Source organism: Bordetella genomosp. 1, assembly GCF_002261335.1.
Classification (GTDB): domain Bacteria; phylum Pseudomonadota; class Gammaproteobacteria; order Burkholderiales; family Burkholderiaceae_B; genus Bordetella.
On record NZ_NEVL01000001.1, the window covers coordinates 532,946 to 547,445 of the forward strand.

Consider the following 14,500-nt stretch of genomic DNA (forward strand, 5'->3'; position numbering starts at 1 on the left):
GCAGCGCTCCGCGTCGCTCAGAGTTGACCGGTCGTGAGCATGCGGTGCACGGCCGCCGGGTCGGTTTCGGTGGCCAGGGCCTCACGCAGCGCCTTGTTCGACATCAGCTGCGCCAGTTCGGCGAGGATGTCCAGGTGCTGTTGGGTGGCGGCCTCGGGCACCAGCAGACAGAGCAGCATCGAAACGGGCTGCCCATCGGGAGCATCGAAGGGAATGGGTTGTGCCAGCCGGACAAAGGCGGCCAGGGCCTGTTCGAGACCCTTGACCCGGCCGTGCGGCACGGCGACGCCCTGGCCCAATGCCGTGGAGCCCAGCCGTTCGCGCGCGAACAGACTGTCGAACACGACAGAGCGGGCAAGCCCGTGGTGGTTCTCGAAAAGCAGACCGGCCTGTTCGAACGCCCGTTTTTTGCTGGTGGCCAGCATATCGAGCACGACATTGCCGGCGGGCAAAATGCGCGACAAGTGATTCATGCGGATCATTATAGGGGTTTATGACGCAGTGCAAAAAAACGTGCCGGTTTGCCTGCAGGGACGCAAAGCATAGACCGAGTGCGCGGGTTTGGGGAAGTCACGGCCGTCCAACGGACAGGGACAGGCAGCGGGAGTGTTGGGGACGGAGCGGGAGGGAAGGGCCGATGCCCGGCAAGAAGCGGGTCCTGGGGGGCATCGGTGTCCAGTGTGACCTTCAGGAGGTCAGGTTGACGAAGGGGAGATGCTCGCGAGCATTGATAAAGCGCGGGACTGCGGGATTACTGCGCGCTGAGCGCAGCGACTTGTCGCTTTACCGACTCGGTGGCATGACTTTGCACCTTGTCTTTGTGCTTGAGGACTTGACGGTCGATCTTGTCGGCCAGAAGGTCGATTGCCGCGTAGAGGTTTTCATCGATGGCTTCGCAGTGGATGTCCTTGCCGCGCAGACGCATCGTGATTTCGGCCTTGTGCCGCAGGGGCTCAACCGAGAGCATGACCTGGGTGTCGATAACATGATCGAAATGCCGCAGCACTCGCGCCAGTTTGTTCATGACATATTCCCGGATGGCCGGGGTGACGTCGAGGTGACGACCGCAGATGCTCAGGTTCATAGTGTGCTCTCCTTCTGTAAGAGACTTGGGGGAAAAAGCGCAACAGGGTGCGCGATGTGGACGTTAGGCGTATCTCCGGCGAGTGAATGGTTGGGTGTCTTCGTTAGTACTAGTGTATAGACTCCGTGCCCGAAAACAAGTTGATCAAACGCATAAACATGTCGCTTTTGTGAATGAGGCCTAAGGGTCTTCCCGGGGTGCGCCCAGGGGCCGAAAAGCGCTTGAAACAAGGGGTTTTCAAGCGTCCCTGGATATTGGGAGCCGTGCGGCCGGGCTGAGGTTCCCCGCGATTGCGCAACCAGGCGTTTCGCGTTTTTGCCGTTACACGTTGCGCCGCATCATGGTCGCCGCGAGGCAAAAAAACCGCGCCGGAGCGCGGTTTTTTCATGCGGCGATGTGCCTCACATGCGGAAGTGTTCGCCGAGGTAGACGCGCCGCACGGCGGGGTCGCCCACGATCTCGTCGGGGTGGCCGTCGGTGAGCACCTTGCCTTCGCTGATGATGTAGGCGCGGTCGCAGATGCCCAGCGTTTCGCGCACGTTGTGATCGGTGATGAGCACGCCGATGCCGCGGCTCTTGAGAAAGCGCACGATGCGCTGGATCTCGATCACCGCGATCGGGTCCACGCCGGCAAACGGCTCGTCGAGCAGGATGAAGCGCGGGCTGGTGGCCAGCGCGCGCGCGATCTCCACGCGGCGGCGTTCGCCGCCCGACAGCGAGATCGCGGTGTTGCTGCGGATGTGGCCGATCTGCAGCTCTTCGAGCAGCGACTCCAGGCCTTCCTTGATCGCGGCCTGCGAGAGGGCGCGGCCGCTCGCATCCACCTGCAATTCCAGCACCGCGCGGATGTTCTGCTCGACCGTGAGGCGGCGGAACACCGAGGCGTCCTGGGGCAGGTACGACAGGCCCATGCGCGCGCGCTTGTGGATCGGCATCGCGGTGATCACGCTGCCGTCGATCTCGATGCGGCCGGCGTCGGCCGGCACCAGGCCCACGATCATGTAGAAGCTGGTGGTCTTGCCGGCCCCGTTGGGACCGAGCAGACCCACCACCTCGCCGCTCTTGACCGACAGCGACACGTCCTGCACGACCGTGCGGCCGTTGTAGGTTTTGCGCAGGCCGGTGGCGGTGAGATTGCCGGCGGGCGGAAGGGGAGACTTGCCCGAGGCGGCAGTCGACGAGGAAGTGGTGGTCATCAGCGGATCGCGGAGGGTCAGCGGTTGGTCTTGGCGGCCGGCTTGCCCTTCTGGGCACGGCATTCGGCGATGGCGGCATCGCTCTTGGCGCGCGACGGCGCGAACGAACGCACGCGGCCGCCGGGCGCCGAGGAGTTGGGGCCGCCCATGGCCTGGTAGGTGCCGGTCTTGTCGTTATAGCGCACGCGCTCGCCACGGATGGTGTCGAACGGCTTGCCACAGATGAAGCGGGTGACGACGGCCTGGCCGATCAGGTCGAACTCGCTGGTACTGCTGTTGTATTCGGCGCGCAGGCCCTCGCCCTCGAGCACCTCGAAGTTTTCCGGGCGTTCCTGGCGGATGGTGACCATCTTGCCCTTGTTGGCCGTGGCCGTGCCGAACTGCGTGCCCTTGGCATCCTCGCGCACCTCGAGCTTGTCGGCGTTGAGCGTCATGAGGCCGCGCGTGAGCGCCACGTTGCCGGTGAAGATGCTCTGGCGCTTGATGTCGTCGTAGTGCAGCGTGTCGGAGAGGATCAGCGTGTCGGGATCCTCGGGCGCGGCGGCGTCGGCCTGCTGCGCGGCGGCCGGCGCACACGCCGCCGCGGCCAGCAGCAGACTGGCGATCAGGCGCGAAGGCTGGAGAGAGCGGATCCGGAGGTCGGTCATGGTGTCGTCGATTTGGAGTTTGCGGGCGTGTCGCCGGATTGGCGCGTACGGCCTTCAGTGCCGGAGATCTGGACATCGGTCGAGGCCGATACCTGGAGCTGCCGGGTCTTGTTGTTGTAGTGCATGCCGGTGCCGTTCATGCGCGACGAACCCTTGACCACCTTGGCAGGCAGGTCCGTGTATACCACGTCGTCGTCGGGCACGAGGATGAGCTGCTGGCTGCGTACGTCGAGCGCATCGTTGTTGGCGTCGGGCAGGCGCTGCACGTGGGCATCGCCGTTCATGATGATGCGCTTGCCGCCGGCTTCCATGATGGCGGTCTTGGAGGTGCCGATCGTGACCGGGTTGCCGACCTGCTGGCCGACCGCGCGCGGCGACGTCACGTGATAGGAGTCGTCGTCGGGGAAGTGTTCGAGGTAGGTGCCCTCGAGGCGGTTCACCGGACGGCCTTCGGCGTCGGTGCGCAGCATGACGAAGTTGTTCGCCCACGAGTCTTTCTCGTGGGTGATGCGGCGCGGCGGGTCGATCGGGATGGCCCGCTGGGCGTAGTCGGCCGCCCACCAGGTGCCGCCGACCAGCGTCAGGAGCAGGAACAGCGCGATCAGGGACGGGAAACGTTCTTTCATGGCTCGCGGGCGCGGCAGGGCCGCGCGCTGTCTTTATTGGATGGCGCCGGGCCCGAGCAGGGTGGTGCCGGCCAGGAAATGGCCGAGGCGGCCCTGGGAGGCCAGCAGCAGGTCGCAGCATTCGCGCACGGCGCCGCTGCCGCCCGGCTGGGTCGAGATCCAATGCGCGGCCTGCGACACGTAGCCGGGCGCGCCCGGCACGCTGGCCGCGAAGCCGGCGCGCTGCATGGCGGGCAGGTCGATGACATCATCGCCCATATAGCCCGTCTGATTCAGTTGGACGCCGTGGCGCTGCGCAAGTTCAGCCAGGGCGCTGGCCTTGTCGCGCACGCCCTGCTGCACGTCGGCGATGCCCAGCTCGGCCGCGCGGCGGTCCACGATCGGGCCCGAGCGGCCGGTGATGAGCGCGACCTTGAGACCGCCTTCCATCAGCAGGCGCAGCCCGTGGCCGTCGAGCGCGTGGAAACGCTTGAACATCTCGCCATGCTCGCCGTAGTAGAGGCTGCCATCGGTCAGCACGCCATCGACGTCGAACACCATCAACCGGACGGCGGCAGCGCGTTCGCGCACCCCGGGGGTGATGCGGGCCAGGACCAGGGCTTCGGCGGGGTGGGCAATGCTGGGAGGAGGCGTCATGTTCATACCACTTTGGCTGCCATCAGATCATGCATGTGCAGGGCGCCGACCAGGCGGCCTTCGTTGTCGAGGACCAGCATCTGGTTGAGCCGGCGTTCGTCCATCAGCTGGGCCGCTTGCACGGCCAGCGCGTCGGGGGAGATGGTGCGGGGATGGCGCGTCATGCCCTGCGCCACGGTCAGGCCGCGGATATCGCCCTCGCGTTCGATCAGGCGGCGCAGGTCGCCGTCGGTGAAGATGCCCAGCGGCCGGCCGTCGGCGTCGAGCACGGCGGTCATGCCCATGCCCTTGGCCGAGATCTCCTCGAGCGCGCGGAACAGCGGCGCGTCGGCCGGCACGGTGGGCAGGGCGGGGCCGCTGCGCATCACGTCGCGCACGTGGGTGAGCAGGCGGCGGCCGAGCGCGCCGCCCGGGTGCGAGCGGGCGAAGTCTTCGGGACCGAAGCCGCGCGCCTCGAGGCAGGCCACGGCCAGCGCATCGCCCAGGGCCAGCGCCGCCGTGGTGCTGGCGGTGGGGGCGAGGTTGAGCGGGCAGGCTTCCTGGGCCACGCTGGTGTCCAGGTGCACGTCGGCGAGCCGGGCCAGTTCGGATTCGGGATTGCCGGTGATGGCGACCAGGCCCGCGCCCATGCGGCGCACCACGGGCAGGATGGTCAGCAGCTCTTCGCCGGTGCCCGAATAGGAGATCGCGATCAGGACGTCGTCGTGGGTGATCATGCCCAGGTCGCCGTGCACGGCCTCGGTGGCGTGCATGAAGAAGGCCGGCGTGCCGGTGGAGGCCAGCGTGGCGGCGATCTTGCGCCCGATATGGCCAGTCTTGCCGATGCCGCTCACGACCACCCGGCCCCGGCAGGCGAGCAGCATGTCGACCACGCGCGTGAACGAATCGTCGAGTCGCGCGGAGAGGTCGAGGATGGCTTGCGCCTCGGTATGGAGGGTCCGGTGCGCGGAATCGAGCGCGCCGGCGGAAGTGGGGACATGATCGGTCATGGCAGGATTTTAGCCGCAGAGCCGCCCGGGGGCCTCACCGGCCGCGCCGGAGGTTGCCGCTGGCCGGACCGTATGGCATTCTGGCGGCGCTTTCATGGCCGGATCCCGGCCTTTTTTGCCCATTTTCGATTTCTGCATCCGGCCCCGCGGTTCCGCGGCCGGGCCATTCCGTCCAGGCTCCTTCCATGTCTACCTTCCCCGCGCCGGTGCTCGGCACCCCCCTGTCTCCCTCCGCCACCCGCGTCATGCTGCTGGGCTCCGGCGAACTGGGCAAGGAGGTCATCATCGCCCTGCAGCGCCTGGGCGTCGAGGTGATCGCGGTCGACCGTTACGCCGACGCGCCGGGCCACCAGGTGGCGCACCGCGCCCACGTGGTCTCCATGACCGATGCGCAGGCGCTGCGCAAGGTGATCGAGGAGGAGCAGCCGCATGTGATCGTGCCGGAGATCGAGGCCATCGCCACCGATCTGCTGGTCGAGCTCGAGGCCGCCGGCGCCGTGCGCTGCACGCCCACCGCGCGCGCCGCCCAGCTCACCATGAACCGCGAAGGCATCCGCCGACTGGCCGCCGAGAAGCTCGGCCTGCCGACCTCGCCCTACCGGTTCGTCGACACCGAGGCCGAGCTGCGCGCGGCCATCGACGGCGGCATCGGCTATCCCTGCGTGATCAAGCCGGTCATGTCGTCGTCGGGCAAGGGCCAGTCGGTGATCCGCGACGCGGCCGGCGTGGCCCAGGCCTGGCGCTACGCCCAGGAAGGCGGCCGGGTCGGCGGCGGCCGCGCCATCGTCGAAGGCTTCATCAAGTTCGATTACGAGATCACGCTGCTGACCGTGCGCGCCCGTGGCGCCGACGGCACCATCGAAACGCGCTTCTGCGAGCCCATCGGCCACAAGCAGGTCGACGGCGACTACGTCGAAAGCTGGCAGCCGCATCCGATGTCGGCCAAGGCGCTGGAACGCTCGCGCGAGATCGCGCTGGCCGTGACCGGCGACCTCGGCGGCCTCGGCATCTTCGGCGTGGAGCTGTTCGTGGCCGGCGACCAGGTGTGGTTCTCCGAAGTCAGCCCGCGTCCGCACGACACCGGCATGGTCACCATGATCACGCAGGCGCAGAACGAATTCGAGCTGCACGCCCGCGCGCTGCTGGGCCTGCCGGTCGACACCGGCCTGCGCCAGCCCGGCGCCAGCAGCGTGATCTACGGCGGCCTCGACGGCCGCGGCGTCACGTTCCACGGCGTGGCCGAAGCGCTGGCCGAGCCGGGCACCGACGTGCGCCTGTTCGGCAAGCCCGAAGCCTTCACCAAGCGCCGCATGGGCGTGGGCCTGGCCACCGCCGAGACCGTCGACGAGGCGCGCGCCAAGGCGCTGCGCGTGTCGGGCGCGATCAGCGTGAAGGGCGCCTGAATGGCGTGATTCGCCTTTTTCGGGGCATCCGCGTCATCGGACTGATGCGCTGGTGTAACGAACGTACGGCCGTTAACGGGCCGGCTTGTTCCAGATCAAAGGAGCGGGCCGGCCCGTCGTCTTTTTGACGCAGGTCACGGCGACAATTTCGACCAGAGCATTGGGTGCGCGCCGCGCACGTGGCAAAAAACGACAGCCTGTTGTTGCCTTTTATTCCAGTAGCTTCGATAATTTCAGAAATTACTGAAGTCAACGTAACAAGAAGCTGCCGTGCCGCTCTCCCCCCAGATTGAACGCTTTGTCCTGCATTTCGGCGAAATGGGTAGCCGATGGGGCGTGAACCGCACCGTCGGTCAGATCTACGCCCTGTTGTTCCTGTCGCCCGACCCCCTGCACGCCGATCACATCGCCGAGACCCTCGGCTTCTCGCGCTCCAACGTCAGCATGGGGCTCAAGGAGCTGCAGTCGTGGCGGCTGGTGAAACTGGTGCACCAGGTGGGCGACCGGCGCGACTACTTCGAAACGCCGAAGGACGTCTGGGAGATCTTCCGCATCCTCATGGAAGAGAAGCGCAAGCGGGAAATCGATCCCACGATGACCCTGCTGCGCGACACCCTGCTGGCGCCGCCCGCCGACGCCAACGAAGCCTATGCGCAGCAGCGCATGGACGAAATGCTCGAACTCATCGAACTCTCGACCGGCTGGTTCGATGAGGTACACCGACTGCCCCCGCAAACCCTGCAGAACCTGATGAAGCTGGGTTCGCGGGTGCAGCGCGTGCTCGACTTCGCCGGGAAGCTGCGCGGCAAAGACTGAACTCATTCACCGCGCATATTCGGGAACATTGCTATGAAGTTGCATCAACCGACCGTATCATGGCCGACGAGCGAGCCGGGGGGCCATGTCGGTCGCTCCGCGCCCTCAACCGTCCGGGAGCGTACCCATGATTGACCTCGATGTCGTCAACCTGTCGCGGTTCCAGTTTGCCGCCACGGCCCTGTACCACTTCCTGTTCGTCCCCCTCACGCTCGGCCTGTCGTTCATGCTGGCCATCATGGAGAGCGTGTATGTCATGACCGGTCGCGCCATCTGGAAAAAGATGACGATGTTCTGGGGCACGCTGTTCGGCATCAACTTCGCCCTGGGCGTGGCCACCGGCGTGGTGATGGAGTTCCAGTTCGGCATGAACTGGTCGTACTACAGCCACTACGTGGGCGACATCTTCGGCGCGCCGCTCGCGCTCGAAGGCCTGATGGCGTTCTTCCTCGAAGCCACCTTCGTGGGCCTGTTCTTCTTCGGCTGGAACCGCATGTCGAAGATCAGCCACCTGGTGGTGACCTGGCTGGTGGCCCTGGGCACCAACCTCTCCGCCCTGTGGATCCTGATCGCCAACGGCTGGATGCAGAACCCGGTCGGCGCCATCTTCAACCCCGACACAATGCGCATGGAGATGACCGACTTCGCGGCCGTCATCCTGAACCCGGTCGCCCAAGCCAAGTTCGTGCACACCGTGAGCGCGGGCTACACCACCGGCGCCATGTTCGTGATGGCCATCAGCGCCTGGTACCTGCTGCGCGGCCGCCACATCGACCTGGCCAAGCGCTCGATGGCCGTGGCCGCGAGCTTCGGCCTGGCCGGCGCGCTGTCGGTCGTGGTGCTCGGCGACGAGAGCGGCTACCTCACCACCGAACACCAGAAGATGAAGATCGCGGCCATGGAAGCCATGTGGCACACCGAGCCCGCGCCCGCCAGCTTCAACCTGTTCGCGATTCCCAACCAGGCCGAGCGCAAGAACGACTTCGCCATCGAGATCCCGTACGTGATGGGCCTGATCGGCACGCGTTCGCTCACCACGCCGATGCTGGGCATCGACGACCTGGTGCGGCGCGCCGAGCAGCGCATCCGCGAGGGCATCACGGCCGACGCCGCGCTGCAACGCATCCGCGCCAATCCCAAGGACGCCGAGGCACGGCTGCTGTTCGAGAAGACCTGGCAGGACCTGGGCTACGCGCTGCTGGTCAAGCGCTACTCGCCTGACCTGTCCAAGGCCACGGAAGAAGACATCAAGCGCGCGGCGATCGACACGATCCCGACCGTGGCGCCGCTGTTCTGGACCTTCCGCATCATGGTCGCCGTGGGCATCTACCTGATCGCGTTCTTCGCGGTGGCGTTCTACCTGTCGTCGCGCGGCAAGCTGGCCTCGTGTCCGCGCTTCCTCAAGATTGCGGTGTGGAGCCTGCCGCTGCCGTGGATCGCGATCGAGTGCGGCTGGTTCGTGGCCGAATATGGCCGCCAGCCGTGGGTGATCGAAGGCGTGCTGCCGACCTACTACGCCGCATCGGGCCTGACCCTGGTCGACCTGGCGGTGAGCCTGGGCATCTTCCTGGTGCTGTACACGGTGCTGCTCATCATCGGCGTCAAGGTGATGCTGCATGCGATCAAGGCGGGTCCCAAATCCGACAGCCCGCTGACGCCGACCAACCCCCGTGCCGACGCGGTGCATGCCGTCGACGCGGCCTGAGCCGGGAGACTATAGATGGATACCTTGATTCCCCTCGACCTCGAAACCCTGCGCGTGATCTGGTGGGTGCTGCTCGGCGCCCTGCTGGTCGGCTTCGCCGTGATGGACGGCTTCGACCTCGGCGTGGCCGCGCTGCTGCCGGTGGTCGCCAAGACCGACGCGGAACGCCGCGTCGTCATCAACGTGGTCGGCCCGGTGTGGGAAGGCAACCAGGTCTGGCTCATCACCGCCGGCGGCGCGATCTTCGCCGCCTGGCCGCTGCTCTACGCCGCCTCGTTCTCGGGCTTCTACCTGGCGATGATGCTGGTGCTGGTGGCGCTCATCCTGCGTCCGGTCGCGTTCAAGTACCGCAGCAAGATGGAGTCGACGCGCTGGCGCAGCAACTGGGACTACGTGCTGTGCTTCTGCGGCGTGGTGGCCTCGCTGGTGTTCGGCGTCGCCATGGGCAACATCATCCTCGGCGTGCCGCACGGCTTCGATCCCGAATCGCTGCGGCCGATGTACAGCGGCCACTTCTTCCAGCTCTTCATGCCGTTCGCGCTGCTGGCCGGCGTGCTCAGCGTGGTGATGCTGGCGATGCACGGCGCCGTGCTGCTGGCCTGGCGCACCGGCGATCCGGTGTCGGGCCGCGCCCGCAAGTGGGGCCAGGTGGCCGCGCTGCTGACCGCCGCGTTGTTCACGGCGGGCGGCTTCTGGGTCGCGCACCTGAATGGCCACGTCATCACCGGCGGCGCCGTCACCAACGCCCTGGTCAGCCCGCTGGCCAAGACGGTGGAACTGCGCGAAGGCGGCTGGCTGCTCAACTTCGCCCGCTGGCCGCTGATGTGGATCGCGCCGGTGCTGGGCGTGGGCGGCGCGCTGCTGACCTTCGTGCTGCTGGCAATGCGCGCCAACGTGCTGTCGTTCCTGGCCTCGTCGGCGAGCATCGCCGGCGTGATCCTCACGGTGGGCTTCGCGCTGTTCCCGTTCATCATGCCTTCGTCGAGCAACCCCTCGGCCGGCCTGACCATCTGGGACGCCTCGTCGAGCCTGCTGACCCTGTGGATCATGCTGCTCGCCACCGCGATCTTCCTGCCCATCGTCACGCTCTACACCGCCTGGGTGTATCGCGTGATGCGCGGCAAGGTGACCACCGACAGCGTCACCGGCACGCCCAACTCGTACTGATCAAGGAGCCCGGTCATGTGGTATTTCTCGTGGATTCTCGGCCTGGGCCTGGCCTGCGCCTTCGCCATTCTCAATGCAATGTGGTTCGAGCTGCGCGAAGGGCATGAGCACGACCCGTTCAAGACGCCGGCCGAAGAGTGAGCAGTCCTTCCGGCGTCGAGCATGATCCGGCCGCCACGCTGCTGAAGCTTCCGCGCGAGCAATCGCGCTGGATGATGACGCGGGCGCGGCTGGCCCGGGTGCCGCTGGGCCTGGCGGCCGCCGCGCCGCTGGTGTCCGGCGTGTTGCTGGTGTGGCAGGCCTGGCTGCTGGCCGGCGTGCTGGACCGCGCCATCGTGGGCGGCGCCGCGCGCGCCGACCTGGCGCCCGCCATCATCGGCATCGTGCTGCTGGTGCTGGCGCGCGCCTGCCTGGCCTGGCTGGGCGAGCGCGCCGGCGCGCTCGCCGCCGAACGCATCAAGCATCAGTTGCGCCTGCAACTGTTTGGTCACCTGCTGGCGCAGGGCCCGCAATGGTCGCGTACGCGGCCCTCGGGCGAGCTCGCGAGCGCCGTGGTCGACCAGGTCGAAGCCTTCGACGGCTTCTTCGCCAAGTATCTTCCCGCCATGGGCGCGGCCGCCGTGCTGCCCGTGGCGTTCGCCGTGGTGGTGCTGCCGTCGGACGTGGTGTCCGGCCTGCTGCTGCTCGTCACGGCGCCGCTGATTCCGGTGTTCATGGCGCTGGTGGGCTGGGGCGCGGAAGCCGCCAGCCGCCGTCACATGCAGGCGCTGGCGCGCCTGTCCGGTTTCTTTGCCGACCGCCTGCGCGGGCTGGCCACGCTCAAGCTGTTCGGCCGGGCGCAGGCCGAGGCCGACAGCGTGGTGGCGGCCAGCGAGGGCGTGCGGCGTCGCACGCTCTCGGTGCTGCGCATCGCGTTCCTGTCCTCGGCGGTGCTGGAATTCTTCGCCGCGCTCGGCGTGGCCGGCGTGGCCGTGTACATCGGCCTCACCTATCTCGGCTATCTCGACGTGCGCAGCGTGCCGCTGACACTGTCGGCCGGCTTCTTCTGTCTGCTGATGGCGCCGGAGGTCTACGCGCCGCTGCGCCAGTTCGCCGCGCACTATCACGACCGCGGCGCCGCGCGCGCCGCGGTGGCGCAGCTGGCGCAGGTGTTCGACGGCCTGCCGCCGGACGACGCGGCGCCGGCCCACGCCACGCGCGAGCCGCCCGCCGGTGCGCTGTCGCTGCGGTTGCGCCAGCTCGAGGTGTTGGCGCCCGGACGCCGTGCGCCGGTGCTGGCCGGACTCGATCTCGACCTGCGCGCGGGCGCGCAGGTGGCGTTGATGGGCGAGAGCGGCGCGGGCAAGACCACGCTGCTCGAGGCCATCGCGGGGCTGCGCAGCGCCGGCGGCGACGTGCTGCTGGGCGGCGTGCCGCTCGCGCAATGGGACGCGCGCCGCCTGCACGAGCGCGTGGCCGTGATCGGGCAGAAGCCCTACCTCATGGCCGGCACGCTGGCCGACAACATCCGGCTGGCGCGCCCCGAGGCCGCCGACGCCGAGGTGGCCGAGGCCGCCCGCCTTGCCGGGGTGATGGACTTTGCCGAGGCGCTGCCGCGCGGCCTGGACACGCCGCTCGACAGCCGCGGCCATGGCCTGTCCGGCGGACAGGCGCAACGGCTGGCGCTGGCGCGGCTGTTCCTGCGCGACCCGGACCTGATCCTGCTCGACGAGCCCACCGCGCATCTCGACGCCGCGACGCAGGCGCGCGTGCTCGATGCGGTGCTGGCATTCGCAGCGGGCCGCACGCTGATTCTCTCGACCCACGCCGAGGCGGTGGCGCAGCGCCTGCCCGCCGTCTGGCGGCTGCGCGACGGCCGCATGGAGGTCTCGTCATGAAGCGCTCGCTGCTGTGGCGCGTGTATGGCCGGCGCAAGGGCGGGCTCGCGCTGGCGCTGTTCCTGTCCTTGCTCACCTTGGCCGCCGGCGTGGCGCTGCTGGGCGTGTCGGGCTGGTTCCTCACCGGCGCCGCCCTGGCGGGCGCGGGCGCCATGTTCAATCTGTTCGTGCCCTCGTCGCTGGTGCGCGGCCTGTCGTTCATCCGCATCTGCTCGCGCTACGCCGAGCGGCTCGCCGGCCATGCCACGACGCTGCGCCTGCTGGCCGACCTGCGCGGCACGGTGTTCAACGCCCTGGTGCGGCTCACGCCGCGCCAGCTGGCACGCTATCGCGCGGGCGACCTGGTCGCGCGCCTGACCGGCGACGTCGACGCGCTCGACACGGTGTTCCTGTTCGTGCTGGCGCCGGTGGCGACGGCCGTGCTGGGCGGCGCCATCCTGTGCACCGTGCTGGGCTACTGGATTCCCGCGGCGGGCCTGGCGCTCGGCGCGGCCCTGCTGGTGGCATGCCTGCTGGTGCCGTGGGCCCTGGCGCGCGCCGCGCGCCGCGCCGGCAGCCAGGCGCAGACCGAGGCGGCGGCGCTGCGCAGCGCCGTGATCGACGCGGTCGAGGGCCATGGCGACATCACCGCGCACAACGCGCAGGCGCGCGTCTGCGCCCAGTTCGACACGGCGTGCGCGGGCCTGGCCCAGGCGCGCGGCGTGCAGGCGCGGGTGGCCGCGCGCGGGCTCTGGCTGGTGCAGGCCTGCGCCGGCCTCGCGATGGTCGCGGTGCTGTGGTTCGGCATCCCCGCCGTGGCGGCGGGGACCTTGTCGGGGCCGCTGATGGCGGGCCTGGTGCTGGCCACGCTCGGCGTGTTCGAGATCGCCGGCCCGATCATGCGCGGCGCGGCGCGGCTGGGCGGTGCGCGCGCGGCGGCCGGCCGCATCGCCGCCATCGTCGAGCGCGAGCCCGACCTGCGCGATCCGCTCGAGCCACAGGCCCTGCCCGAATCCGGCCTGCTGGTGGCGCGCGACGTGGCCTTCGCCTATCCCGCGCGCGAGGGCGACACGCAGCAGGCGCGGCTGCTCCATGACGTGTCATTGACGATCGAGCCGGGCGCGCGCGTGGCGATCGCCGGGCCGAGCGGCTCGGGCAAGTCGACCCTGCTGGCGCTGCTGCTGCGCATGGAGGATCCGCAGCGCGGCAGCATCACGTATGGCGGCGTCGCCCTGCGCGATTGCGCCCAGGCCGACGTGCATCGCCGCATCGCGCTGCTGTCGCAGGATGCGCCGGTGTTCATCGGCACGCTGCGCACCAACCTGCTGATCGGCGCGCCGGATGCGAGCGACGAGCGCCTGATGGCGATGCTGGACCGGGCGCGGCTGGGCGACTTCGTGCGCGGTCTGCCGCAAGGGCTCGACACCTGGGTGGGCGAGGGCGGCGCCGGTCTGTCGGTGGGCCAGGCGCGGCGTCTGTGCCTGGCGCGCGCGCTGCTGTCGCCGGCGCAGGTGCTGCTGCTGGACGAGCCCACGGCCGGGCTCGACGGCCCCACCGAAGCCGCGTTCCTGGCCGACCTGGCACGCGCCACCGAGGGGCGTACCGTTGTGCTCGCAACCCATGCCGCCCTGCCGGCGGGCGCGGTCGATCGCGTGTATCGCATGCAGGCGGGCGCGCCGCGTCTCGCGGTGGACTCGGCGCTGGCTTAAGCGGGTGAGCCCGGTTATAGTGCGCCTTGCTCGATTTCTTGCGGGACGGACCCAATGCAGAACGAATCCGCCGAATTCATCCGGCGCACCATCCGCAGCGTCCCCGACTGGCCCACCGCCGGCGTGACTTTCCGCGACATCACCCCGGTGCTCCAGGATCCCCGCACGTTCCGCGTGCTCATCGATCTCTTCGTTTATCGCTACATGCGCCAGCGCCTCGATCTCGTGGCGGGCGTGGACGCGCGCGGCTTCATCCTGGGCAGCGTGCTGGCCTACGAGCTCAACCTCGGTTTCGTGCCGGTGCGCAAGAAGGGCAAGCTGCCGTTCCGCACCGTGGCCGAGGAGTATTCGCTGGAGTACGGCAATGCCACGGTCGAGATGCACACCGACGCGGTGCGCACCGGCCAGCGCGTGCTGCTGATCGACGACCTCGTCGCCACCGGCGGCACCATGGTCGCCGCGATCAAGCTGTTGCAGCGCCTGGGCGCCAACGTGGTCGAGGCGGCCGCGGTGATCGACCTGCCGCATCTGGGCGGCTCGGCCCAGATCAAGTCGACCGGCACGCCGCTCTTCACGGTCTGCGGCTTCGACGCCACCGAATAGGCGCGCGCGGCGCCCATGCAAAAGGACGGCCGAGGCCGTCCTTTTTGTTTGCGGCATCCGCGC

The 14,500-nt window shown here is 68.6% G+C and carries 15 protein-coding genes; 8 read left to right on the forward strand and 7 right to left on the reverse strand.

Translation table 11 applies throughout. The features are described 5' to 3' along the window. Positions 1-17: 17 nt before the first annotated feature. From CEG14_RS02465 to CEG14_RS02495, 7 genes are all read right to left on the reverse strand, one after another. Complete coding sequence (locus CEG14_RS02465) at positions 18-473, reverse strand: PTS sugar transporter subunit IIA (protein ID WP_176461353.1); 456 nt, start codon at positions 471-473, stop codon at positions 18-20. 278 nt (positions 474-751) lie between these two features. Further along, positions 752-1,084 carry a ribosome hibernation-promoting factor, HPF/YfiA family gene (gene hpf / locus CEG14_RS02470; protein WP_094824758.1) on the reverse strand — a complete coding sequence of 111 codons (333 nt, stop codon included), beginning with the start codon at positions 1,082-1,084 and terminating at the stop codon, positions 752-754. A 401-nt stretch (positions 1,085-1,485) separates the two neighbouring features. After that, entirely contained in the window at positions 1,486-2,280 is a 795-nt protein-coding gene (lptB, locus tag CEG14_RS02475; RefSeq protein ID WP_094824759.1) for an LPS export ABC transporter ATP-binding protein, read from the reverse strand. Between the two features lie 17 nt (positions 2,281-2,297). Continuing rightward, positions 2,298-2,927, reverse strand: coding sequence for a lipopolysaccharide transport periplasmic protein LptA (lptA, locus tag CEG14_RS02480; RefSeq protein ID WP_094824760.1), 630 nt, complete (start codon positions 2,925-2,927; stop codon positions 2,298-2,300). Further along, positions 2,924-3,553 carry an LPS export ABC transporter periplasmic protein LptC gene (gene lptC, locus CEG14_RS02485; RefSeq protein WP_094824761.1) on the reverse strand — a complete coding sequence of 210 codons (630 nt, stop codon included), beginning with the start codon at positions 3,551-3,553 and terminating at the stop codon, positions 2,924-2,926. Before lptC ends, lptA begins: the two co-directional genes overlap by 4 nt. Positions 3,554-3,586: 33 nt before the next feature. Further along, entirely contained in the window at positions 3,587-4,195 is a 609-nt protein-coding gene (locus CEG14_RS02490; RefSeq protein WP_179280525.1) for a KdsC family phosphatase, read from the reverse strand. Then, the gene (locus CEG14_RS02495) at positions 4,192-5,178 is read right to left on the reverse strand and encodes a KpsF/GutQ family sugar-phosphate isomerase (RefSeq protein WP_094824762.1); all 987 of its coding nucleotides are present in this window, start codon (positions 5,176-5,178) and stop codon (positions 4,192-4,194) included. Before CEG14_RS02495 ends, CEG14_RS02490 begins: the two co-directional genes overlap by 4 nt. Positions 5,179-5,363: 185 nt before the next feature. On the opposite strand from CEG14_RS02495, the gene purT reads away from it, so the two are divergent. From purT to CEG14_RS02535, 8 genes are all read left to right on the forward strand, one after another. Next, entirely contained in the window at positions 5,364-6,581 is a 1,218-nt protein-coding gene (purT, locus tag CEG14_RS02500) for a formate-dependent phosphoribosylglycinamide formyltransferase (protein ID WP_094824763.1), read from the forward strand. A 270-nt stretch (positions 6,582-6,851) separates the two neighbouring features. Beyond that, positions 6,852-7,397 carry a GbsR/MarR family transcriptional regulator gene (locus tag CEG14_RS02505; RefSeq protein WP_094824764.1) on the forward strand — a complete coding sequence of 182 codons (546 nt, stop codon included), beginning with the start codon at positions 6,852-6,854 and terminating at the stop codon, positions 7,395-7,397. A gap of 127 nt (positions 7,398-7,524) precedes the next feature. Next, positions 7,525-9,102 (forward strand): cytochrome ubiquinol oxidase subunit I, encoded by a 1,578-nt coding sequence (locus tag CEG14_RS02510; protein ID WP_094824765.1) that lies wholly within the window; start codon positions 7,525-7,527, stop codon positions 9,100-9,102. A 15-nt stretch (positions 9,103-9,117) separates the two neighbouring features. Then, on the forward strand, positions 9,118-10,269 hold the full coding sequence (cydB, locus tag CEG14_RS02515; RefSeq protein WP_094824766.1) for a cytochrome d ubiquinol oxidase subunit II: 1,152 nt from the start codon (positions 9,118-9,120) through the stop codon (positions 10,267-10,269). Positions 10,270-10,284: 15 nt separating this feature from the next. Then, the gene (gene cydX, locus CEG14_RS02520; protein WP_094824767.1) at positions 10,285-10,410 is read left to right on the forward strand and encodes a cytochrome bd-I oxidase subunit CydX; all 126 of its coding nucleotides are present in this window, start codon (positions 10,285-10,287) and stop codon (positions 10,408-10,410) included. Then, the gene (gene cydD / locus CEG14_RS02525) at positions 10,407-12,146 is read left to right on the forward strand and encodes a thiol reductant ABC exporter subunit CydD (protein WP_094824768.1); all 1,740 of its coding nucleotides are present in this window, start codon (positions 10,407-10,409) and stop codon (positions 12,144-12,146) included. Before cydX ends, cydD begins: the two co-directional genes overlap by 4 nt. Continuing rightward, positions 12,143-13,834 (forward strand): thiol reductant ABC exporter subunit CydC, encoded by a 1,692-nt coding sequence (gene cydC / locus CEG14_RS02530; RefSeq protein ID WP_094824769.1) that lies wholly within the window; start codon positions 12,143-12,145, stop codon positions 13,832-13,834. Before cydD ends, cydC begins: the two co-directional genes overlap by 4 nt. Before the next feature lie 54 nt (positions 13,835-13,888). Further along, positions 13,889-14,437, forward strand: a complete 549-nt coding sequence (locus tag CEG14_RS02535; RefSeq protein WP_094824770.1) for an adenine phosphoribosyltransferase — start codon at positions 13,889-13,891, stop codon at positions 14,435-14,437. The last annotated feature ends 63 nt before the right edge of the window (positions 14,438-14,500 follow it).